17 protein-coding genes are annotated in these 20681 nt (G+C 55.2%); 9 read left to right on the top strand and 8 right to left on the bottom strand.

Annotation, left to right across the window (positions count from 1 at the left end):
* Window positions 1–171 precede the first annotated feature (171 nt).
* The 3 genes from H7R76_RS13570 to H7R76_RS13560 all read left to right on the top strand — a co-directional run bounded on the left by H7R76_RS13570 (window position 172) and on the right by H7R76_RS13560 (window position 4276).
* Complete coding sequence (locus tag H7R76_RS13570) at window positions 172–1431, top strand: oligosaccharide MFS transporter (RefSeq protein ID WP_182965519.1); 1260 nt, start codon at window positions 172–174, stop codon at window positions 1429–1431.
* Window positions 1432–1438: 7 nt separating this feature from the next.
* Entirely contained in the window at window positions 1439–3100 is a 1662-nt protein-coding gene (locus H7R76_RS13565; RefSeq protein WP_182965517.1) for a hypothetical protein, read from the top strand.
* 300 nt (window positions 3101–3400) lie between these two features.
* Entirely contained in the window at window positions 3401–4276 is an 876-nt protein-coding gene (locus H7R76_RS13560; RefSeq protein WP_106928959.1) for an AraC family transcriptional regulator, read from the top strand.
* A 45-nt stretch (window positions 4277–4321) separates the two neighbouring features.
* Here H7R76_RS13560 and tpx read toward each other — a convergent pair whose 3' ends face one another.
* The gene (gene tpx / locus H7R76_RS13555) at window positions 4322–4828 is read right to left on the bottom strand and encodes a thiol peroxidase (protein WP_106928957.1); all 507 of its coding nucleotides are present in this window, start codon (window positions 4826–4828) and stop codon (window positions 4322–4324) included.
* 100 nt (window positions 4829–4928) lie between these two features.
* Between tpx and ycjG the strand changes: the two genes are divergently transcribed.
* Window positions 4929–5894, top strand: coding sequence for an L-Ala-D/L-Glu epimerase (gene ycjG / locus H7R76_RS13550; protein ID WP_106928955.1), 966 nt, complete (start codon window positions 4929–4931; stop codon window positions 5892–5894).
* Here ycjG and mpaA read toward each other — a convergent pair.
* A complete protein-coding gene (gene mpaA, locus H7R76_RS13545) occupies window positions 5885–6604 on the bottom strand; it encodes a murein tripeptide amidase MpaA (RefSeq protein ID WP_182965515.1) in 720 nt (239 codons plus the stop codon). The two genes, ycjG and mpaA, sit on opposite strands and share 10 nt — an antisense overlap.
* Before the next feature lie 192 nt (window positions 6605–6796).
* Here mpaA and H7R76_RS13540 point away from each other — a divergent pair, with 192 nt between their 5' ends.
* Window positions 6797–8413 (top strand): peptide ABC transporter substrate-binding protein, encoded by a 1617-nt coding sequence (locus H7R76_RS13540; RefSeq protein WP_106928951.1) that lies wholly within the window; start codon window positions 6797–6799, stop codon window positions 8411–8413.
* 44 nt (window positions 8414–8457) lie between these two features.
* Here the strand turns inward: H7R76_RS13540 and H7R76_RS13535 are convergent, their stop codons facing one another.
* Window positions 8458–9027, bottom strand: a complete 570-nt coding sequence (locus H7R76_RS13535; RefSeq protein WP_106928949.1) for a DJ-1/PfpI family protein — start codon at window positions 9025–9027, stop codon at window positions 8458–8460.
* Between the two features lie 124 nt (window positions 9028–9151).
* On the bottom strand, window positions 9152–9865 hold the full coding sequence (bdcA, locus tag H7R76_RS13530) for an SDR family oxidoreductase (protein ID WP_182965513.1): 714 nt from the start codon (window positions 9863–9865) through the stop codon (window positions 9152–9154).
* 158 nt (window positions 9866–10023) lie between these two features.
* Between bdcA and H7R76_RS13525 the strand changes: the two genes are divergently transcribed.
* Window positions 10024–10389: a hypothetical protein gene (locus tag H7R76_RS13525; RefSeq protein WP_182965511.1), complete on the top strand. Its 366-nt coding sequence runs from the start codon at window positions 10024–10026 to the stop codon at window positions 10387–10389.
* 43 nt (window positions 10390–10432) lie between these two features.
* On the opposite strand, the gene H7R76_RS13520 is transcribed toward H7R76_RS13525, so the two are convergent.
* Window positions 10433–11422, bottom strand: coding sequence for an aldo/keto reductase (locus tag H7R76_RS13520; protein WP_106928943.1), 990 nt, complete (start codon window positions 11420–11422; stop codon window positions 10433–10435).
* Window positions 11423–11591: 169 nt separating this feature from the next.
* Window positions 11592–13736 (bottom strand): putative bifunctional diguanylate cyclase/phosphodiesterase, encoded by a 2145-nt coding sequence (locus H7R76_RS13515; protein WP_182965509.1) that lies wholly within the window; start codon window positions 13734–13736, stop codon window positions 11592–11594.
* A 376-nt stretch (window positions 13737–14112) separates the two neighbouring features.
* On the opposite strand from H7R76_RS13515, the gene H7R76_RS13510 reads away from it, so the two are divergent.
* The 3 genes from H7R76_RS13510 (at window position 14113) to dbpA (ending at window position 18143) form a co-directional block, all read left to right on the top strand.
* Entirely contained in the window at window positions 14113–15288 is a 1176-nt protein-coding gene (locus H7R76_RS13510) for a methyl-accepting chemotaxis protein (protein WP_106928940.1), read from the top strand.
* 165 nt (window positions 15289–15453) lie between these two features.
* Window positions 15454–16437 (top strand): zinc transporter ZntB, encoded by a 984-nt coding sequence (gene zntB / locus H7R76_RS13505; protein WP_106929056.1) that lies wholly within the window; start codon window positions 15454–15456, stop codon window positions 16435–16437.
* 332 nt (window positions 16438–16769) lie between these two features.
* Window positions 16770–18143 (top strand): ATP-dependent RNA helicase DbpA, encoded by a 1374-nt coding sequence (dbpA, locus tag H7R76_RS13500; protein WP_106928938.1) that lies wholly within the window; start codon window positions 16770–16772, stop codon window positions 18141–18143.
* A 46-nt stretch (window positions 18144–18189) separates the two neighbouring features.
* Here dbpA and ttcA read toward each other — a convergent pair whose 3' ends face one another.
* Window positions 18190–19125, bottom strand: coding sequence for a tRNA 2-thiocytidine(32) synthetase TtcA (gene ttcA, locus H7R76_RS13495; protein WP_182929023.1), 936 nt, complete (start codon window positions 19123–19125; stop codon window positions 18190–18192).
* A 317-nt stretch (window positions 19126–19442) separates the two neighbouring features.
* A complete protein-coding gene (locus H7R76_RS13490; protein WP_000343760.1) occupies window positions 19443–20663 on the bottom strand; it encodes an ISL3-like element ISKox3 family transposase in 1221 nt (406 codons plus the stop codon).
* Window positions 20664–20681 lie beyond the last annotated feature (18 nt).

Below are 20681 nucleotides of genomic sequence, written 5' to 3'. Positions count from 1 at the left end.
GTTATTCTGGACATATCAAAATAGAAAAGTTTGCATCATAATTCCAAACTTTTTCCCCGCCCCGACGACAATTACTTCCACGTTTTTAGCAGAATGATTTTTTTTGTGATCTCAATGCCGTTTTAGAACAGGTTGCCCGAATACTGTTGGCACTCCAAAATAGGAGAGCCTATGAATACGTGCGACGAAGCAGTAAAAGCAAAGCGTAAAATTTATATTACGTTGAGCTTATTTATATTAGTGTACTTTTTTTCATGGAAAGCGACCCTGGATACCTATTCCTTCTGGTTATCAGAAAAAATAGGTCTGGACGGCGTGGCGATCGGTATTGTTTTCGCAGTAAACGGTTTTTGTGCGGTATTGATTAAACCGGTTTACGGATTTTTAATCGATCGGCTTGGGCTGCGTAAGGATTTGCTTTTTTTCATATCACTTATTTCTATTACCGTGTTTCCATTCTTCTTTTATATTTACAAACCGCTATTACAGAATGTTCTTTATCTGGGGATCGTGGCGGGTGCGGTCTTTTTAAGTATGGGGTATTACGCGGGCTGCGCGGCGGCCGAGTCATATCTTGACCGCTTTGGTCGCCTGTTTGACCTTGAGTTTGGGCAAATTCGCATGTGGGGAGCGATTGGCTCAGTTTTCTCGGCGGCCAGCACTGGCTACATTTTTAATATTAACCCCATGATTAACTTTGGCATCAGCTCTGCCGGTGCGCTGGTCATTCTGATTATTGTTCTGACCATGAAGATTGAGGTCAGCGATGAGGTGAAAAGCCGGATTATCGCCAAAGAAAAAACGACGCTGAAAGACATCACAGCCCTGTTCCGCCAGCGCAATTTCTGGACGTTTGTCCTTTATGTTTGCGGTGTGGTGTGGGTATTGTTTGTCGCGGAGCAGCAGTATCCTCGTTTCTTTATTACCTTTTATGACAGTAAAGAGACGGGACATCAGATGTACGGCTATCTTGGCGCAGCGAGCCTTGGCTGCGAGTTTCTGTGCATGATGGTTGCGCCGGGAATCGTTAACCGGCTGGGGCCAAAAGCGGGGATGCTGATCACCGGTTTTGTCGTCGCCGCACGTTTTATCGGTTCCGGGCTGGTCACCAGCGCGCTAGCGATTGGTATTATCAAACTTTCCTGGGGCATTGAAATGTCCTTTCTGCTGGTGTCGGTATTTAAATACCTCGAGATAAATTTTGATAAAAAAATTAACGGCACCATGTATTTATTAGGCTATCAAAGCGTGAACTATGTGGGCACCGTTTTGCTGTCACCGTTGAGCGGTTATTTATACGAAAAAATCGGCTTTGCTGATACCTATTTATTAATGGGCGGTACCGCACTGCTGTTTACGGTTTTATCGGCGGTGCTGTTGAACAATAATTGTAAAACAGCGCAATTAACCTTGAACCCCCGACACTCATGAGCCGAAAATGACAAGAGCGCGAATTATCAGTCGACTTTACCAGATAATAAATAGCACCGTAACCCGAACGCTGAATAAACAACAAAGCTTTGCTCAGACATTAACATTAGCGGGGGATCCCTACATTAGCGGGAAGTTTGCGCTGGCGTTGAGCCTGCTGCTTGAACAGTCTCCAGAGCGTTGCGCGGAATGGGAAAGCCTTTGGCCTGAACTGGTGAGTGCGCCTTGCGATAACTGGGGCAAATATTATTTCCTCCAGGCGCTGCTGAGGCTGCAACAACAAAGGGTGCTGGAACAGGTATTGACCGCCGGGCAGCTCGCGGTGCTGCGTGGTAAGCTAGACTGGCAGGAGATGGTCGAAGAGACGACGTGGCAGCTGAAATCGTGCTTTCCCACTAACTTCTACGGCGTTGCGTTCAGCGTGGCGCGGCTCAGGTTCCTGCTGGGGTGGGAAAGCGAACGGGCATCGCAGGAAATCTTACAGCGGCTCCTTGAGCATTACCGCGCCCACGCGGAGAACGGCTGTTGTGACGAAACCCGTGGGCATGGCCGCTTTGATCGTTACAGCGTGCTGCTGGTAGCGGAAATTTGCCAGCGCCACCTCGAAACCGGGTTGCCGGTCGCCGATTGGTTACAAGCGTCGCTGCGCCAGGCGGCAACGCTGGTGCTGTCGATGTGTACCGATAATGGTAGCGGTTTCCAGTGGGGACGTTCGATCGGTGCCTATGGCGACAGTGCCTTTAATGAGATTCTGGCGGTCAGTGCGCGTCTTGGGTTGCTGAATGCGCAGGAACTGGCGGCGGCAGGCGCGTTTTCTCTAGCCTGTAGCGAACGCTTCCTGAGCTTCTGGTATGACCCGGATGAGCAGAGCGTAAATTTGTGGTTTAAGGGCCGTCAGACCGACGCCTATCGTGCCGAGCATCGGCTGGTCGGGGAGAATATTAGCCTTTGCGTGCAGCACCTGAACGTCCAGCAGGTCTGGTCCGCGAGAGCTGCCGCATCGGCGTCAGTGCCACGTCCGGCGCAGCTTGCGCTAACCTTCACCGCATTTCGTGAAGCGCGCTATGCTCGCGGCCTGTATCAGTGGTATGACGGGCAGCGTGCTTTTGTGCTGCCGCTGATAAACGGTGCTCGCCCCTACCACGGTACGTCGCCTTATTTCCCTATTCCGTTCAGTGAAGGGCTGTTTACCGGCGTGGCGCAGGGCGATGCGCCGCTATGGGTGCCCGGTATTTATGATGAGCGCGGCCGCGTGCTGCGTCCGCTGGTCTGGTTTCGCGGTACTCGGCAGCAAAAGACCGCCGGGGGATGGGAAATTATTATCGAATATGACGGGCTGGACGTGGTCGCCGAAGCTGGTGAGGTGGTGCAAGAACCGCTGCGCGACGCCGAATTCGGTTGCAGGACGCGCTTTCTGATCGCGCCCGGGAGCGTGACGCGCGAGGATACCTTTACCTGTCCGCCGGGTAGATCGCTGCGCATTGAGCTGATCGCGGCGGTTTATGCTGAAAGCACGCTGGTCCGGTTGCAAGGGTATACGCAGATCCAGCGTCGGGCGACCACGCTACGTAGCCCGACCGGCCCGCTGGCGCAGGAAATCGTTGGCAGCCTCGCGTGCGCCGAACGAACGGAGTTCACCGTTAGCTGGCAGGTACAATACAATGAATAAATTGCCTCTGGCGGGGCGATAAAATACACGACGCGTCATCAATCTATTTATCACCTCCTTTTATATTACGATGATTTTATATCACTCGCTTAAGGGCTTCTGCGGCTATTTGAATATGACCATGCGGGTGAGCAAGATCATCATATTGACGGACGCAGGAGGCTGGAACATTAATTGATTGATTTAATGTGATGGGTCTCTGGGTTTAACCTGGTCAGCACGAAGACAATTCTATTGTCGTCTCGAACGGGCGGCCAGGCGTAAGCCCGGATAAATTTACTTTCTCTGAACTGAGGTTCTATGGCGACATCGCGCGGCTATGGAAAAGATGCCACCCTATTGGAAACCCTTGAAATTGATGAAACGGCCATCTATTTCAATCGAATGAAAAATACATCAGCAGATTATTATCATTTTCATGAATGCCCTGAAATGCTTTTTATTACGAGGGGTATTGGCATTGCCGTCGCCGAACATCAGCAGTTTACGGTGAAACCCGGGCGGCTATTTATTTTTCCGCCTGGGCGAGTGCATAAAATTTATGTTGAACAAGGGGCGAACAATCAATATCACCGTACGACGCTACATTTCAATAGCACTCTGCTGGAACCTTTCTTTCGTGACTTTCCCCGGCTGCAGATACTGCTGCGCCAGTTGAGCAGTTACGGTGAGAAAATACGTATTTTCGATGTTTCTGCTATTCAGCCAATGATTGAAATGCTGCTCGAGCGCTTCGACGGTCTGGGGCATGATGGCCTGGTCACAATCAATGATAGCGCGCTGTTGCTGATGCAACTGATTAGCTTTCTGCCCGGGCAGGAACTGGAGAATGCGCTGCATTCAGAGCAGAATGCGTTTTCCGCCAGTATTATTCGCTGGATTGAAGAACACTTTCAGGAGCACTGCTCGCTGGAGGCGCTGGCTGCCGCATCGGGCTGTTCGGAGGGGCATGCATCGAGGCGCTTTCGTCGCGAAACGGGCGGTACGTTGCAGGAATATTTGATCATGAGGCGGATCCGCCATGCCTGTGAACTGCTCGTGCATACAACCCTGTCGGTCAGGGAAGTGGGGAAGCGCTCGGGATTTACGGAATATGCCTGGTTTATCACCAGTTTTCGAAAATATATGGCAAAAACCCCCCTCCAGTACCGCAAATCATATAGTCTAAGAGGCTGAGGGATAAGAAATTGTCCTGACCGCAGTGCGGTCAGGACAAGAATATTACGCTTTCAGCGCTGCCAGCGCAGCGTCGTAGTCCGGCTCGTTGGTGATTTCGTTCACCAGTTCGCTGTATACCACGTTGTCGTTCTCATCAATCACGACAACCGCGCGAGCGGCCAGGCCTTTCAGCGCGCCATCGGCAATGCCGACGCCGTAGGTCTGCAGGAATTCCGGCGCACGCAGAGTAGACAGCGTCACGACGTTGCTCAGGCCTTCTGCGCCGCAGAAGCGAGACTGGGCGAACGGCAGGTCAGCGGACACGCACAGAACAACGGTGTTCTCCAGTTCGCCAGCCAGCTGGTTGAATTTACGCACGGATGCCGCGCATACGCCGGTATCGATGCTCGGGAAAATGTTCAGAACTTTACGTTTGCCAGCGAACTGGCCCAGGGTGACGTCGGACAGATCTTTTGCCACCAGCGTAAACGGTTGAGCTTTATCGCCCGCCTGTGGGATAGAACCTTGAACAGCAACGGGATTGCCCTGGAAATGTACGGTTTGCGACATGATTATCTTCCTGTTTACATATAGTTAACGTCAACCCTAGTGTATGACAACAGACGTTAACACGGCAAACCCTATTTACGCCTGAATAAAAGGAGCCAAAATGAGAAACCTGCGCGTGTTTGAAGAGGCCTGGCCGCTGCATACGCCTTTTGTGATTGCCCGCGGCAGCCGCAGCGAAGCAAAAGTGGTGGTGGTTGAACTGGAGCAGGATGGGGTAAAGGGCGTCGGTGAGTGCACGCCGTACCCGCGCTATGGCGAGAGCATCGCCTCGGTGATGGCGCAGATTATGACCATCGGGGAGCAGCTGGAGCGCGGGATCACCCGCGAACAGCTTGCTCAACTGCTGCCAGCCGGGGCCGCCCGCAATGCGGTCGACTGCGCGTTGTGGGATCTGGAGAGCGCACTGGCCGGTCGCTCCGTCGTCAAGCAGCTGGGCGTCACGCTGCCCGGCACGGTGACGACGGCGCAAACGGTGGTGATCGGCACGCCCGAACAAATGGCTGCCAGCGCAAAGGCACTGTATGCCAGCGGCGCCAGGCTGCTGAAGGTGAAGCTGGACAATCATTTTATCTGTGAGCGAATGGTGGCGATTCGCGAAGCCGTACCGGAGGCGACGCTGATTGTCGATGCCAATGAGTCCTGGCGCGGAGAGGGGCTGGCCGCACGCTGCCAGCTGCTGGCGGACCTGCGCGTCGCCATGCTGGAGCAGCCGCTGCCGGTGGGCGAAGATGACGCGCTGGAGACGTTTATTCACCCGTTGCCGATCTGCGCTGACGAAAGCTGCCATACCCGTGAAGATCTGTCGATGCTGCACGGGCGCTATGAGATGGTGAATATCAAACTCGATAAAACCGGCGGGTTGACCGAAGCGCTGGCGCTGGCGGCCGAGGCAAAAGCGCAGAATTTTGCGCTGATGCTTGGCTGTATGCTTTGCACGTCGCGGGCCATTGCCGCCGCGCTACCGCTGGCACCACAGGTACGTTTTGCCGATCTCGACGGCCCCACGTGGCTCGCCGCCGACGCGCAGCCGGCGCTACGCTTTACCTGCGGTGAGCTTCATTTGTGAGGTTTCGGCTGCCAGTGCAGCAGCCTGGTCATCGCCGCCAGATAACGCTCGCTGGCCTCGTCTGAGGAGATGGGCGGGAACTCGGCGGTAATACAGTGCAGCCCGATATCGTTGCACCAGCTGCCGAATGAACCGGGCGTCTCGTAGCCGACGCTGCTGACCATCGGCAGAGTGAAGGCGTCCGCCAGCCAATGCCCCAGCTCGCTGCCGCGGGTGTCTTCAATGCAGGCCAGCGGGTCGTGGAACGATACCACCCACGCGGGGCTAATCTGGTGAATCAACTGGCACAGCGCGCGGCTTTCCGGCTCGGAGGCCGGGCGGCTGCCGGTGAGCAATACTACGTCGCGCTGTTCCGCAGCGCTATTCCAGCGATATACCGTTTCCCCTTGCTTCCAGTTTGCCGCTGGGAAATTGCGATTCAGATCCACGCCGTTGGCGTTGGCGCGCAGTCCGAGCTGGCAGCCGTCCGGATTGACTGCCAGCACCACGTGATGCCGACGCAGATCCGGCGACAGGGTGCGCAGAGCGCAGGAGAGCGTGACCACCGAGGAATTTTCATCCCCGTGGGTGCCTGCGATGATTAAGCCACTCTGCGGCCCGGCCAGCGGCGCAGGGAACCAGATCAGCGGCGCGCCCAGCAGCGAGCGGCCATAGTGTTGTGTCCCAGGAGGGAAAGCGCCGCGCTGGGCGCGGGGGCGGGTAGCAGACATAGCGTGAGTCCTGATACTTAAAGGGGATATTGTGCAGTGTTGTGCAAAATTCGCCGTGAATCAAATAGTTTCCTGCATATGAATTGACGGTGTAAATCAACTTTCTACGACATGGCGTTTGCAATTATGGCAAGTGAAACAAATAATATTTTCATTATGTTGTGTGGGTTTATCTACTTTTAAGGGGATGTCATGAAGTATCCTTTCACCTTGACCTGCTGTGCTGCGCTGTTAGTGGGTCTGAGTACTGTCGCCGTGGCGGCGGAAGTGCCTGCCGGGACGACGCTGGCGAAGCAGCAGGAGCTGGTTCGCCATATTAAAGATGAACCCGCTTCATTAGATCCGGCAAAAGCCGTCGGGCTGCCGGAAATTCAGGTTATTCGCGATCTGTTTGAAGGCCTGGTTAACCAGGATGCTAACGGCAATATCATTCCTGGCGTGGCTGCCCGCTGGCAAACGAACGATCAGAAAACCTGGACCTTTACCCTGCGCAGTGATGCGAAATGGTCGGACGGCACGCCGGTCACCGCGCAGGACTTCGTTTACAGCTGGCAGCGTCTGGTCGATCCGAAAACCACCTCGCCGTTTGCCTGGTTTGCCGCACTGGCGGGGATCATGAACGCGCAGGACATCATCGATGGTAAAGCGAAGCCTGAAACGCTGGGCGTGACGGCGGTTGATACCCATACGCTGCGCGTGCAGCTCGACAAACCGCTGCCGTGGTTCGTCAACCTGACCGCTAACTTCTCGCTCTATCCGGTCAATAAAGCCGCCGTTGACAGCGATAAAAACTGGACGCGTCCGGGCAAACTGGTGGGTAACGGCGCCTACGTGCTGGCCGATCGTGTGGTTAACGAAAAGCTGGAGCTGGTGCCGAATAAGCATTACTGGGATAACGGCAAAACGGTGATCCAGAAAGTCACCTTTATGCCGATTAACCAGGAGTCAGCCGCCACTAAACGCTATCAGGCCGGGGATATTGATATCACTGAATCTTTCCCGAAAAACCTGTATCAGAAGCTGAAAAAAGAGCTGCCGGGCCAGGTCTTTACGCCCCCACAGCTGGGAACTTACTACTACGCTTTTAACACCCAGAAGGGGCCGACCGCCGATGCGCGCGTGCGTCTGGCGCTCAGCATGAGCATCGATCGGCGCATTATCGCCGATAAAGTGCTGGGAACCGGTGAAAAACCGGCGTGGCGCTTTACTCCGGATGTCACGGCAGGCTTTAAGCCGCAACCGTCGGCGCTGGAAGAGAGTAGCCAGGCCGAGCTGAACGCGCAGGCCAAAATGCTGCTACAGGCCGCAGGCTACGGTCCGAATCGCCCGCTGAAGCTGACGCTGCTGTATAACACCCAGGAAGTTCACCAGAAGATTGCCATTGCCGTGGCGTCGATGTGGAAGAAAAATCTGGGCGTCGACGTGAAGCTGCAAAATCAGGAATGGAAAACCTATATCGACAGCCGCAACACCGGCAACTTCGATGTGATCCGCGCGTCGTGGGTTGGAGACTACAACGAGCCGTCGACTTTCTTGTCGTTGCTCACCTCAACCAACAGCGGCAATATCGCACGCTTTAACGATGCGGCGTATGACAAGGTGATTCGCCAGGCCAGCCTGGAGAGCAGCGCCGAGGCGCGTAACGCCGATTACAACATGGCCGAGAAAATTCTGGCGGAAAAAGCGCCGATTGCGCCGATTTACCAGTATACCAACGGGCGCTTAATTAAGCCTTGGGTGAAAGGATACCCGATCACCAATCCGGAAGACGTGGCCTATACGCGCACGATGTATATTATCAAGCACTAACCTCTTCGCTGGCGCAGTGAACTGCGCCAGCGGTCTTTCTTCTCTTACCGCTGCAACACCTCTGCGAACCTGGCCAGCCACTGTGGGTGCGCGGGCCAGGCAGGAGCCGTCACCAGATTGCCGTCCACGTGCGCCTGATCGATACCAATGTCGGCATACTGACCGCCGCTAAGCCTGACTTCCGGCGCGCAGGCGGGATAGGCGCTACAGGTACGGCCCTTTAATACGCCAGCGGCTGCCAGCAGCTGTGGGCCGTGGCACACGGCGGCAATCGGCTTGTTGGCTGCATCGAAGTCTTGCACCAGCTTAATCACCTGCTCATTGAGGCGCAGATACTCGGGCGCACGTCCGCCGGGGATCAGCAGGGCGTCATAATCCTGCGCGTTTGCCGAGGCGAAATCGGCGTTCAGCACAAAGCGGTGGCCGGGCTTTTCGCTGTAGGTTTGGGCACCGTCAAAATCGTGGATCGCCGTCATAATGTAATCGCCTTTCGGCTTATCCGGACAGACCGCATCAACCTGATGGCCAATCATCTGCAGCGCCTGAAATGGCACCATGGTTTCGTAATCTTCCGCATAATCACCAACCAGCATGAGAATTTTCTTGCCAACCATAATCTACCCTCAAGAAATCAAGATGTTTAAGATATAGCCTGGCGGTGAAGGGATAGCGAACCGCAAACCGCGCGCTGCATCACGGATATGACGAGAGCCCGCGCGGTAGACGGCGAGGACAGCGTCAGGCACCGAATGCGCCGTCGATGGTGTGCATCGCACCGGTAACAAATGCTGCTTCAGGCCCCGCGAGCCAGGCCACCATCCCGGCGACTTCTTCCGGGCGTCCGTGGCGTTTCAGCGCCATAAAGCTGTGCATCAGCTCTTTTAGCGGGCCGGATTCCGGATTGGCGTCGGTGTCAATCGGCCCCGGCTGCACCACGTTCACCGTGATACCGCGCGGGCCAAAATCGCGCGCCAGCCCGCGAGCCAACCCCTGTAGCGCCGATTTACTCACCGCATAGGCGGCCAGGCCGGGAAGGGGCATTCGGTCGCCATTGACTGAACCAATCACAATAATCCGCCCGCCGTCGGGCATGAGGCGGGCGGCTTCCACCGCAGCATGATAGGGCGCATGGATGTTAATCCGGAACAGGCGGTCGATGGCGTCGCTGTCTTGCTCTAACGCATCACCGAAAATAATGATACCCGCGTTAATCACCACAATATCCAGCGGACCGCAATCGTGTACCCGTTTGATGACCGCGTCGCGGTCAGCGCTATCCGCTACTACGGCAGTGCTGCCCGTTTCTGCCGCCAGCCGTTCGGCGGCTTCTCGTGAGCCAGCATAGCTGAACGTGACCGCCGCGCCCTCGGCGGCAAAGCGCCTGACGATGGCCGCGCCGATGCCGCGGCTGCCGCCTAAAACCAGTACGGATTTATTCTGAAAGACAGACATAGAATCGACCCTCATGCAGATGATGCGACGATGATGATGACGTGCGGCAGACCGCGCTGCCAGCAAGGAGTATAGCTGCTTGCGTAGCGCTCCATTTGCCGCCGCCGCTGCTATACTTGCTCAAGCAATTTTCCCATTCTGGCTGCGGGCAAACTGAGATGATCTATGCATCTGATATCATGATCTTTGGCAAAGTGTTGCTCGCCATTTTTTTGCTGCTGTTGCTGGCAAGCTATCTTTTCGCAAAATTCAATTTCCCGATTTCCGTGCTATTGACCACCTGGCTTTCTACTGCCGCGGCGTTTGCGTTGCTGGTGGTGTTGGTATTGATGCCGGGGATCCGGGAGGATGAAGTGTCGCTGGGCAAACGTTGGCTGGAAGAGTGTTCAGTGGTGGAGAAATATGAGCGACATTCGCTAGGTGAATCGACCAATCGGTTACGGTGTCACGGTGTGGAAGAGCGGGTGGATGCGCGCGATTATCAGACATTTACTCTGGCATACCTCGAACGCGGGGCGCGCTGAGATAGCCCGGCATGACGAGAGTATCGTCTCCGGGCTGCCGTGGTTATCGCCCTACGCGTGCCTGAAGCGCCGCCGGGTAACGGTCACCGACTATCTTCACGGCGTCCAGCGCCCGGGTGATTTGCTGGCGTTCATCGGCGGTCAGTTGGATATCCACCGCGCCGAGGTTTTCCTCCAGCCTGTACCGTTTTGTGGTGCCGGGAATCGGCACAATCCACGGTTTTTGCGCCAGCAGCCAGGCAAGCGCAATCTGCGCGGGCGTCGCCTGACGTTCGGCGGCCAGCGCGCCCAGTACGGTTATCAGCTGCGCGTTAGCGGCCAGCGCATCGGCCTGAAAACGGGGCACCTGGCTGCGAAAATCGTCGCTGCCAAAAGCGGTGCTGGCGTTAATCGCCCCGGTCAGGAAACCTTTTCCCAGCGGGCTGAACGGCACAAATCCGATTCCGAGCTCTTCCAGTAACGGAATGATTTCCTCTTCAGGCTCGCGCCACCACATAGAGTATTCGCTCTGTAACGCCGCGACCGGCTGTACGGCGTGCGCGCGGCGAATGGTTTGTGCACCGGCCTCAGACAGGCCGAAGTGTTTCACCTTACCTTCGGCAATCAGGTCTTTGACTGCGCCCGCCACCTCTTCAATCGGCACATTCGGATCGACGCGATGCTGATAAAGCAGGTCGATGGTCTCTGTTTTCAGGCGGCGCAGCGAGCCTTCTACCGCTTGGCGGATATGCTCCGGACGACTGTTTAAGATCTGTTGTTTGTTATCATTGCCGAATGTGAATCCGAACTTGGTGGCAATGACCACACGTTCACGAAACGGTTTCAGCGCCTCACCGACCACGTCTTCGTTGACATAAGGGCCATAAACTTCGGCGGTATCGAAGAACGTCACGCCGCGTTCGACGGCAGCGCGAATTAATGCGATAGCTTCATGCGTGTTCGTTGCCGGGCCATAGCCGTGGCTCAGCCCCATGCAACCTAGGCCAAGCGCGGAAATGGTGAGGCCGGAACGGCCAAGAGTGCGTTGTTGCATATCAAGCTCCTCAATACGTGAAACGGCGGCCCGCCGGGCGAGGGTGCTGCGGGCTGTCTTGTGTGAGCAGAGAATAGCGCGGGTGGATTTATTTTATCAGAGGGTCTAATTCGATAAGCTTAATGAATTTTATTCATAACCGATGGCCAGACCTGCCGGCCATCGGCGTTCAGGCGTGCTTTTTCTTCCCGGCGGAAGAGGAGATATCGCGGCGCAGCGCGGCGGGGGCATTCAGCTCGCCGCTGAGCGGGAGATTATTGAGCATCACTTCAATATCTTCTGCCGGGACCGGATCGGAGAACCAGAAGCCCTGTAGCGCATCGCAGCCCAGCCCGGTGAGAATGCGCTGCTGTTCCTGCGTTTCTACGCCCTCCGCCACGACGGCCATATTCATCGAATGCGCAATCGAGATAATCGTGGAGACGATTTTGATATGTTTGCTGTTTTCCCGCATGTCTTTCATAAAGCTTCTATCAATTTTCAGCTCTCCGGCAGGGAGGTCCTGCAGCGCCAGCATGTTGGAATAACCGACGCCGAAGTTATCAATTGAGATCGTGATACCGATACGGCAGAAATCGTGAAAGATCTGAACGCTGCGATCAAATCCGTGCAGCGCTGCGGTTTCGGCGAGTTCGAGCGTTAAGCGCGTTGGCGAGACGCGATGGCGGACCAGCGTGTCGCAAACCAGTTCATAGAAGTTCTGCTGCTCAAACTGCACCGGGGAAATGTTAATCGACAGCGTCCAGTCATCGTGCCCGGCAAGACTCCATTTATGCAGCTGCGCGCTGGCTTGTTCCAGGATCCAGTTACCCACCGGCACAATGAGCCCGGTGTTTTGCAGCGTCGAGAGGAACACTTCCGGCAGCAGGATGCCTTTTTTCGGGTGGCGCCAGCGCAGCAGCGCTTCAAAACCGTAAATGCGCTTTTCTTTGACATGATATTTTGGCTGATACCACAACTCAAACTGACCGCGCTCCAGCGCTTGAGTCAGGTCCTGCAAGAAGTGCGCGCCTTGCCATGTGCTGTCGAGCATCGACTCATGATAAAACACCCAGCCGTTGCGACCATTGTGCTTCACGTGATACATCGCTGTATCGGCAGAAAGCTTCAAATCCTGCGGCGTTTCGCCGTGACCCGGGTACAGGCTGATGCCGACGCTCAGCGATATTTGCAGAATCTGCCCGGAGTGATAAAACGGCCGCCGGATGCTTTCGACCATGCGCGTACAGATATCGGCAATCTCGGCTTCGGTGCTGTCGGGGGCCAGCAGAATAAATTCATCGCCGCCGATACGGGCAAGGGTCATTTTAGGCGTCAGGCAGGCGCTCATACGGTTGGCAACGGAGACCAGTAGATTATCCCCAACGTGATGCCCCCAGGCGTCGTTGACCAGTTTAAAACGATCAAGATCCATCAGCACCAGAGCAAAAGTGCTGCCCGCCAGCCGAGCCTGGTGCAGGCAGGCCAGCAGACGCATATCGATCTGGCTGCGGTTGGCAAGGCCAGTCAGACCATCGTAGCGGGCCTGCTGTTCAAGCTGCTGGTTCAAACGCTGCAGGTTTTCGGTAAGCCGCGTGGTGCGGACCTGAGAGTCGACCATGGAAATCATCAGCATCAGCCCCAGCAGCAGCAGCGTGGTGACGGAGACCCAAATAGACAGGCCTTCTTCGCTGACCATCGCCGTATGGCTTACCATGATGTGGCCATGCCCGGTAAAGGTGGCGGCGCTCATGCCGGTATAGTGCATGGCGGCAATCGCTATCCCCATCGCCAGCGCTGCACCAATGCGCGTCAGCAGGACGCCTTTGCTGTTCAGTCGCAGGCTGAACGCCAGCCACAGGGCGACGCAGGAGGCGACAATGGCTATCACCACCGAGACGATAATCAGCGGAATGCTCCAGGTTATTTCATCGTGAGCCATCAGTGCCGCCATGCCCACATAGTGCATGGTCACGACGCCGCTGCTCAGCAGCGCGGTGGCAATGCACAACCGCTTAAGCGATAGCGTGTTACCGGCAACGGCAATATTAATGGCCAGCGATGACGCAATAATCGCGGCCAGCAGCGAAATTACCGTAAGCCCCAGGTGATAGCTCATGGGCATCGACATTTTCATCGCCAGCATGCCGATAAAATGCATTGACCAGATACCAATGCCGAGCGTGGCGCCACCGGTTATGCGCCAGAAGATAGCCGCTTTCTTATTTGAAGCAGCGATTTTTGCAGCACTATCAAGCGCAACGAAAGATGCGATGAATGCCACCAAAAATGAAATACCGACCAGTATCGGGTCCCACGAAGCGTGCAGCATCATGCAATCCATACCTTTTCATAAAGTGGGTTCTATTTAATCTATCAGCATAATCCGAATTTTATCCAGAAAAATAACTATCAAAATCCGTTTTTTTTCACGGATTAGATACCTTTAGAAATTAATTAAGCAGGGCTTAAACTCGGTGAAATGACAGTGAATAATACAGCGTCGGGCATTATATTATGCTTACTTTCTATGGAGTTAATCTATTTTCTGGTGGGTGTGGTAATAAGTTTTGCTTTGGTTGAGATAATGCGCTGAAAAAAGTGAAACTCGCACAGCTAACGGTTAAAGTGATGAAAATATTTAAAAGAGTCTGGAAAATACATCTTCTGGTGATATAACAAAATGACACAACGAGCGTTGAGGGGAATTTATGTTTAAAAACATTAGCGTCCGAACGTTTATCCTGGTGTTTATTTTGGCGGTATTTTTTATTGCGGATGTGATCTGCCTTATATTGTCTAAAAATATATTCTTGCTTTTGGCTATTAATATTATATGGGTGGCAGCGATCGCCTTGCTGTGGCTGTATATGACCAAATATCTGGTCACGCCTATCAATGCGGTGAAACGCAGTATAGATGAAGTCAATGATGGCAACCTGTCGGTACGTATTCCGGTCTTTGGCAATAACTGTGCAGGCCGCTTAATTCCGGGGATCAATAACTTATCGAATAATATCTCGACGCTGGTCGCCGAAATACGCAGTTCATCAGACACGGCGATGACGTTGTCTGAACAGCTGGCGACCCGCAGCGGCGAACTGTCGGTAAAAACGGAACAGCAGTCGGCCACGCTGATGGAAACCGCCGCGAGCATGGAACAAATTGCCGCCAGTACCAAAAATAACGCCGAGCATACGCGGCTGGCCAGCGAGCGCGCGGGTGACGCAACCCAGTGCGCCCGCAAAGGCGGCGCGCTGATGGGGGAAGTGGCGACCAATATGCAGTCTATTACCGACTGCGCCCGGCAGATGACGGAAATTATCGCCATGATCGACGGTATTGCCTTCCAGACCAATATTCTGGCGCTGAACGCGGCGGTTGAGGCGGCGAGGGCGGGCGACCACGGAAAAGGATTCTCGGTGGTGGCCGGTGAAGTGCGTAATCTGGCGCACCGCAGCGCGGAAGCGGCGAAGAGCATCAAGACCTTGATCAATGTCACCAGCGAAAACGTCACCCAGGGGGCAAGTATTGTCGCCGAGGCGGAGAAAAATATGCAGGAGATCGTGACCGGCTCTGGCGAGCTGAACGGTCTGATGGAGCAGATTGCGGTGTCGACGTCCGAGCAGGAAAAAGGTATCGACCAGATAACCCTGGCGCTGAATGAGCTCGAGACCGTCACGCAAAGCAATATTACGGTGGTCGAAGAGCTGGCGAGATCGTCGGATATTCTGAAACGTCAGGTTATTGAGCTACAGTCGCGGACGCAGAATTTCCGCGTTGGTGACGAACAGCAGGCTGCATCTCCACGCCCGGCCATCGTAGGTCAACCGCTACAGCCTGCGGTGGCGGGCAGCAGCGAGCAGAATTTCTGGCAATCGTTTTAACCCGTTTTGCTTCCCTCACCCCGGCAGAGATGCCGGGTTTTTTTTGCCTTACGCCCACTCACTGCCGCTTTTATGAACGATTTCAGCGCCATGGCGCAGTCACAAGTTGCTTAACAAAGCGAGATGGCTAGACTATCAGGATAAAGAGCGGTGAGCGGAGGCGAAGTGGAAGCCATAAAAGGATCTGACCTTAACGTACCAGATGCGGTATTTGCGTGGCTGCTGGATGGCCAGGGCGGCGTGAAGCCGTTAACCGATGCGGACTGTGTCAGCCAGGACAATCCGTGCTGGCTGCACCTGAACTATACCCATCCAGACAGCGCCCAATGGCTGGCGACCACGCCGCTGCTGCCAAACGTGGTGCGCGATGCGCTTGCTGGCGAGAGCCTGAGGCCGCGGGTGAGCCGCTTGGGTGAGGGGACGCTGATTACGCTGCGCTGCATTAACGGCAGCACCGATGAACGACCCGATCAGCTGGTGGCGATGCGTCTGTATATTGACGAACGTATGATTGTCTCTACCCGCCAGCGGAAAGTGCTGGCGCTTGATGACGTGGTCAGCGATTTGCAAGAGGGCAGCGGCCCGACGGACTGTGGCAGCTGGCTGGTGGATATTTGCGATGCGTTGACCGATCACGCCAGCGAGTTCATTGAACAACTGCACGATAAAATTATCGACCTTGAGGATAACCTGCTGGAGCAGCAGGTACCGCCGCGCGGTTTTCTGGCGCTGCTGCGTAAGCAGCTTATCGTCATGCGCCGGTATATGGCTCCACAGCGTGATGTTTACGCCAGGCTCGCCAGCGAACGTCTGTCGTGGATGACCGATGACCAGCGCCGACGGATGCAGGATATCGCCGATCGTCTGGGACGCGGGCTGGATGAGATTGACGGCTGTATTGCGCGTACGGCGGTCATGACCGATGAAATTGCCCAGATGATGCAGGAATCGCTCTCCCGACGAACCTATACCATGTCATTGATGGCGATGGTTTTTCTGCCGAGCACCTTCCTGACCGGGCTGTTTGGCGTCAACCTTGGCGGCATCCCCGGCGGCGGATCGCATCTGGGTTTTTCGCTCTTCTGCATTATGCTGGTGCTGCTGATAGGCGGTGTTACGTGGTGGTTACATCGTAGTAACTGGTTGTAAAAAATCGCCTTTTTTACCCCCTTAGGATAGGGTAACGCCACTTAATTTGAGCGAAGTCAATAAAACGGTATGCCAATCGAGGCAATATCGATCTCGCAGGTGAATGCAACGTCAAGCGATGGGCGTTGCGCTCCATATTGTCTTACTTCCTTTTTTTGAATTACTGCATAGCACAATTGATTCGTACGACGCCGGCTTAGAATAGTCGGCTTTTTTTTGTCCTTTTTCCGCGGCCTGACCGCACCCGCCGATTAATTTGTCGCATCCCGCGGCGAGATCTGCGACGATACGCGCCTGCTGACCGTTAGCCCCCTAATTCGCGAGAAAATATTGTGACCGCTTTTGCCACCCTGAATGCCCTTCCTGCCGCCCAGCTCGATAATCTGAACGATCTGGGCTATCTCTCTATGACGCCGGTTCAGGCCGCGTCGCTGCCGGCAATTCTGGCCGGGAAGGACGTGCGCGTGCAGGCAAAAACCGGCAGCGGTAAAACGGCGGCGTTTGGTCTCGGTCTGCTTCAACACGTTGATGCCAGCCTGTTCCAGACCCAATCGCTGGTGCTGTGCCCCACGCGTGAGCTGGCCGATCAGGTCGCTGGTGAAATTCGTCGACTGGCCCGCTATCTGCCGAATATTAAGGTGCTGACGCTGTGCGGCGGTCAGCCGTTCGGCGCACAGCGGGATTCCTTACAGCACGCGCCGCATATTATTGTGGCGACGCCGGGCCGCCTGCTGGATCACCTGCAAAAGGGCACCGTTTCGCTGGATGCCCTGCATACGCTGGTGATGGATGAAGCAGACCGCATGCTGGATATGGGCTTTAGCGATGCGATGGATGAGGTGATCCGCTTTGCGCCCGCGTCTCGCCAGACGCTGCTGTTCTCCGCCACCTGGCCGGAGGCCATTGCCGCCATCAGCGGCCGCGTGCAGCGCTCGCCGGAGACAATCGAAATCGACAGCGTTGATGCATTACCGGCGGTAGAGCAACAGTTCTTTGATGTGCCGCGCCACGGTAAAATTGCACTCTTACAGCAGCTGCTGAGCCAGCATCAGCCAGCATCCTGCGTCGTGTTTTGTAATACCAAAAAAGATTGCCAGGCCGTGTTTGAGGAGCTGAATGCCGCAGGGCAGAGCACGATCGCCTTACACGGCGACCTTGAACAGCGCGACCGCGATCAGACGCTGGTGCGCTTTGCCAACGGCAGCGCGCGTATTCTGGTGGCAACCGACGTCGCGGCTCGCGGGCTGGACATCAAATCGCTGGCGATGGTGGTGAACTACGAGCTGGCGTGGGATCCGGAAGTGCATGTTCACCGTATTGGCCGTACCGCCCGCGCGGGTAACAGCGGGCTGGCGGTAAGTTTCTGCGCGCCGGAAGAGGCGCAGCGCGCCAATATCCTGGCCGAAATGCTGCAATTAAAGCTGAACTGGATGCCGGAACCGGCCAAAACGCGCGTTACGCCGCTGGCGCCGGAAATGATGACCCTGTGCATCGACGGCGGTAAAAAGGCCAAGATGCGCGCGGGCGACGTGCTGGGTGCATTAACCGGTGACGTGGGGCTGGTGGCTGCGGATATCGGGAAAATTGATGTGCACCCGGCGCATGTCTACGTGGCGGTGCGCGAAGGCGTGGCCCATCAGGCCTGGAAACTGTTGCAGAAAGGGAAAATCAAAGGCAAAGCGTGCCGTGCGCGTCTGCTGAAATAACCGCTTGAATCAGCGTCTCAGGCCGCAGCCTGAGACGCTAAATCGCTTACTTCACTTCGACCACGTTCAGACGCAGCTCGTCCAACTGACCGTCTTCTTCTTCCGGCTGCCAGCCCATCGGCTGTAGCGGCAGCTCTTCCCGATCAAACGCCAGGTCACCGCCGTCAACCACTTCAGAACCGTGGGTCAGTCCTTTGAAGTCAAACAGGCTGGTATCGCACAGGTGCGACGGTACCACGTTCTGCATCGCGCTGAACATGGTCTCAATACGGCCAGGATAGCGTTTATCCCAGTCACGCAGCATATCGCCAATCACCTGACGCTGCAGGTTCGGCTGCGAACCACACAGGTTACATGGAATGATCGGGAACGCTTTCGCTTCGGAGAAGCGCTCGATGTCTTTTTCACGGCAGTAGGCCAGCGGGCGGATAACGATATGTTTGCCGTCATCGCTCATCAGCTTCGGCGGCATCCCTTTCATTTTCCCGCCGTAGAACATGTTCAGGAACAGGGTTTGCAGAATGTCATCGCGGTGATGGCCGAGGGCAATTTTCGTCGCACCCAGTTCGGTGGCTGTCCGATAGAGAATACCGCGGCGCAGGCGAGAGCACAGCGAGCAGGTGGTTTTGCCTTCAGGGATCTTCTCTTTCACGATGCCGTAGGTGTTCTCTTCGACAATTTTGTACTCGACGCCCAGCTTCTCAAGGTATTCCGGCAGAATATGCTCCGGGAAGCCCGGCTGCTTCTGGTCGAGGTTGACCGCCACCAGGCTGAAGCTGATCGGCGCGCTCTGCTGCAGGTTGCGCAGAATTTCCAGCATCGTGTAGCTGTCTTTGCCGCCGGACAGGCAGACCATAATACGGTCGCCATCTTCAATCATGTTGAAGTCGGCGATGGCTTCGCCCACGTTACGACGCAGACGCTTCTGTAATTTGTTCAGATTGTATTGTTCTTTTTTGCTAATTTCTTGATTTTGTTGCATTTAATAGTTACTCAGAAATCTAAATGGAAACTCAGGCCCACTACAGCGTCTTCCAGTCCATTTGATTTACGATAAAAGCGCTGTCCCGCGCTGACGGCGAATCAGCGAATGTGTGGCGTGTATGGTACGGATTACGGCGACGAATGCCAGCATGTTTTGCACGACAGCGCCGACTGACCCGCCGATGGTCGTTGCCACGCGGTAAATGTTGTTCGTCTTCAATGGGTTCACGCCGTGGGGCACGGGATGACTTGATCTTTTTATGTGTCCTATAATACTGTATATATAAGGGTCTTCCCCGATCATGGTGGGAAGGCTCAGAACGCCATATTCAGCTTTCCGTAGTGGAACATCACCCCCAGTTTAAAGCGCTCCCGGTTTCGGTATCCCCTGGCTTTTATCCTCAGCAGCCTGATCTTGCTGTTAAGTGCCTCCGCATTTCCGTTTGAGACACTGTGTCGCATCGCATTCAGGATCCCGTACAGCCTTTTTCCTATCGTTTTCGCGGCATTTTTCATCATGGGAACGTCACTGTTAGCCGCCAGCGCCAACCATCTCTGCCAGTCACTCCGTCTTTCCTCGCTCCATGGCCTGTTCCAGATATCCTTTGCCAGCTCTTTCAGCGCCCAGCACTGGCTCGTCAGCTTCATCTGTGCACGCAGCCACATCAGCTTTTCCTGCCGGGATTCGGTCATCCACTTATCGCTGTACTGCCACAGGAAGCGGGTTCCTTTTGCCTGGTGTCGGCTTTCAACAGGGAGGTGCGGATGTTCATTCTGACGGGTTTTATCAACTACCTCGCCCAGTTGCTTCGCCACATGGAAGCGGTCAAAGGCGATTTTCTCAACCGCACTGGGTAAGTGGATACGCGCTGCTCTTATATAGCCCGCGTTCATGTCCATTGAGAGCGTTTTGATAGCCAGCAACTGCCCATCAGTGAGCGTGCGAAGATAGCCGGCAAGACTCTCTGTGCCGCGATCATCCGTTAAGGCCAGCGCCCGACCATCGCGATCGGAGATCACCGTTATGTAACGATGTCCTTTTTTAAAGGCGACCTCATCCACATTCATATGACGGGCGGATAATGGCTTTTTTATCCGGGCAAGACCTCGCTTAACTGCCCGGGTCATAATGCCGTCAACCGCATTCCAACTGAGCTTAAGTTGCTTCCTGACAGCATCAACGGTGCTGATTTTCAGCCATGAGAGAACGAACGATTCGAATAGCAACGTATACCGGCTTCCGGGGCCAGCCCACGGAACAGGCAACGTCAGGCAGCCATGCTCCGGACACATAATTCGTGGAACATCGGCTTCAACAATAGTGGTGAACTGGCAGGTATCAAGATGGCGCCATTTACGATGACGGTGATCGTGAACAGAACAGGATTTACCGCAGGTCGGACAGGCTAGCCGGGTGTTTTCAGCGATCTCAATAGTGACAGTAACAGAACCGGCATTTTCATCGAGAGAAAGGGACTTTACCTGCCACGGATCGGACAGGTTGAGAATATGAGCGTAGAGGGACTTTTCGTCCATGGCGGTGACCTCTGGCGA

It is taken from the genome of Klebsiella sp. WP8-S18-ESBL-06 (genome assembly GCF_014169755.1).
Taxonomy (GTDB): domain Bacteria; phylum Pseudomonadota; class Gammaproteobacteria; order Enterobacterales; family Enterobacteriaceae; genus Kluyvera; species Kluyvera ascorbata_B.
This window is presented reverse-complemented; position numbering and strand designations above follow the sequence as displayed.

Excerpts from the sequence above, each read along its gene's own strand:
- tpx (WP_106928957.1), bottom strand. The coding sequence starts at position 4,828 with ATGTCGCAAACCGTACATTTCCAGGGCAATCCCGTTGCTGTTCAAGGT.
- H7R76_RS13510 (WP_106928940.1), top strand. The coding sequence starts at position 14,113 with ATGTTTAAAAACATTAGCGTCCGAACGTTTATCCTGGTGTTTATTTTG.
- H7R76_RS13490 (WP_000343760.1), bottom strand. The coding sequence starts at position 20,663 with ATGGACGAAAAGTCCCTCTACGCTCATATTCTCAACCTGTCCGATCCG.
- mpaA (WP_182965515.1), bottom strand. The coding sequence starts at position 6,604 with ATGTCTGCTACCCGCCCCCGCGCCCAGCGCGGCGCTTTCCCTCCTGGG.
- H7R76_RS13540 (WP_106928951.1), top strand. The coding sequence starts at position 6,797 with ATGAAGTATCCTTTCACCTTGACCTGCTGTGCTGCGCTGTTAGTGGGT.
- H7R76_RS13560 (WP_106928959.1), top strand. The coding sequence starts at position 3,401 with ATGGCGACATCGCGCGGCTATGGAAAAGATGCCACCCTATTGGAAACC.
- H7R76_RS13520 (WP_106928943.1), bottom strand. The coding sequence starts at position 11,422 with ATGCAACAACGCACTCTTGGCCGTTCCGGCCTCACCATTTCCGCGCTT.
- H7R76_RS13535 (WP_106928949.1), bottom strand. The coding sequence starts at position 9,027 with ATGGTTGGCAAGAAAATTCTCATGCTGGTTGGTGATTATGCGGAAGAT.
- ycjG (WP_106928955.1), top strand. The coding sequence starts at position 4,929 with ATGAGAAACCTGCGCGTGTTTGAAGAGGCCTGGCCGCTGCATACGCCT.
- H7R76_RS13525 (WP_182965511.1), top strand. The coding sequence starts at position 10,024 with ATGATCTATGCATCTGATATCATGATCTTTGGCAAAGTGTTGCTCGCC.
- H7R76_RS13565 (WP_182965517.1), top strand. The coding sequence starts at position 1,439 with ATGACAAGAGCGCGAATTATCAGTCGACTTTACCAGATAATAAATAGC.
- ttcA (WP_182929023.1), bottom strand. The coding sequence starts at position 19,125 with ATGCAACAAAATCAAGAAATTAGCAAAAAAGAACAATACAATCTGAAC.
- H7R76_RS13570 (WP_182965519.1), top strand. The coding sequence starts at position 172 with ATGAATACGTGCGACGAAGCAGTAAAAGCAAAGCGTAAAATTTATATT.
- H7R76_RS13515 (WP_182965509.1), bottom strand. The coding sequence starts at position 13,736 with ATGATGCTGCACGCTTCGTGGGACCCGATACTGGTCGGTATTTCATTT.
- bdcA (WP_182965513.1), bottom strand. The coding sequence starts at position 9,865 with ATGTCTGTCTTTCAGAATAAATCCGTACTGGTTTTAGGCGGCAGCCGC.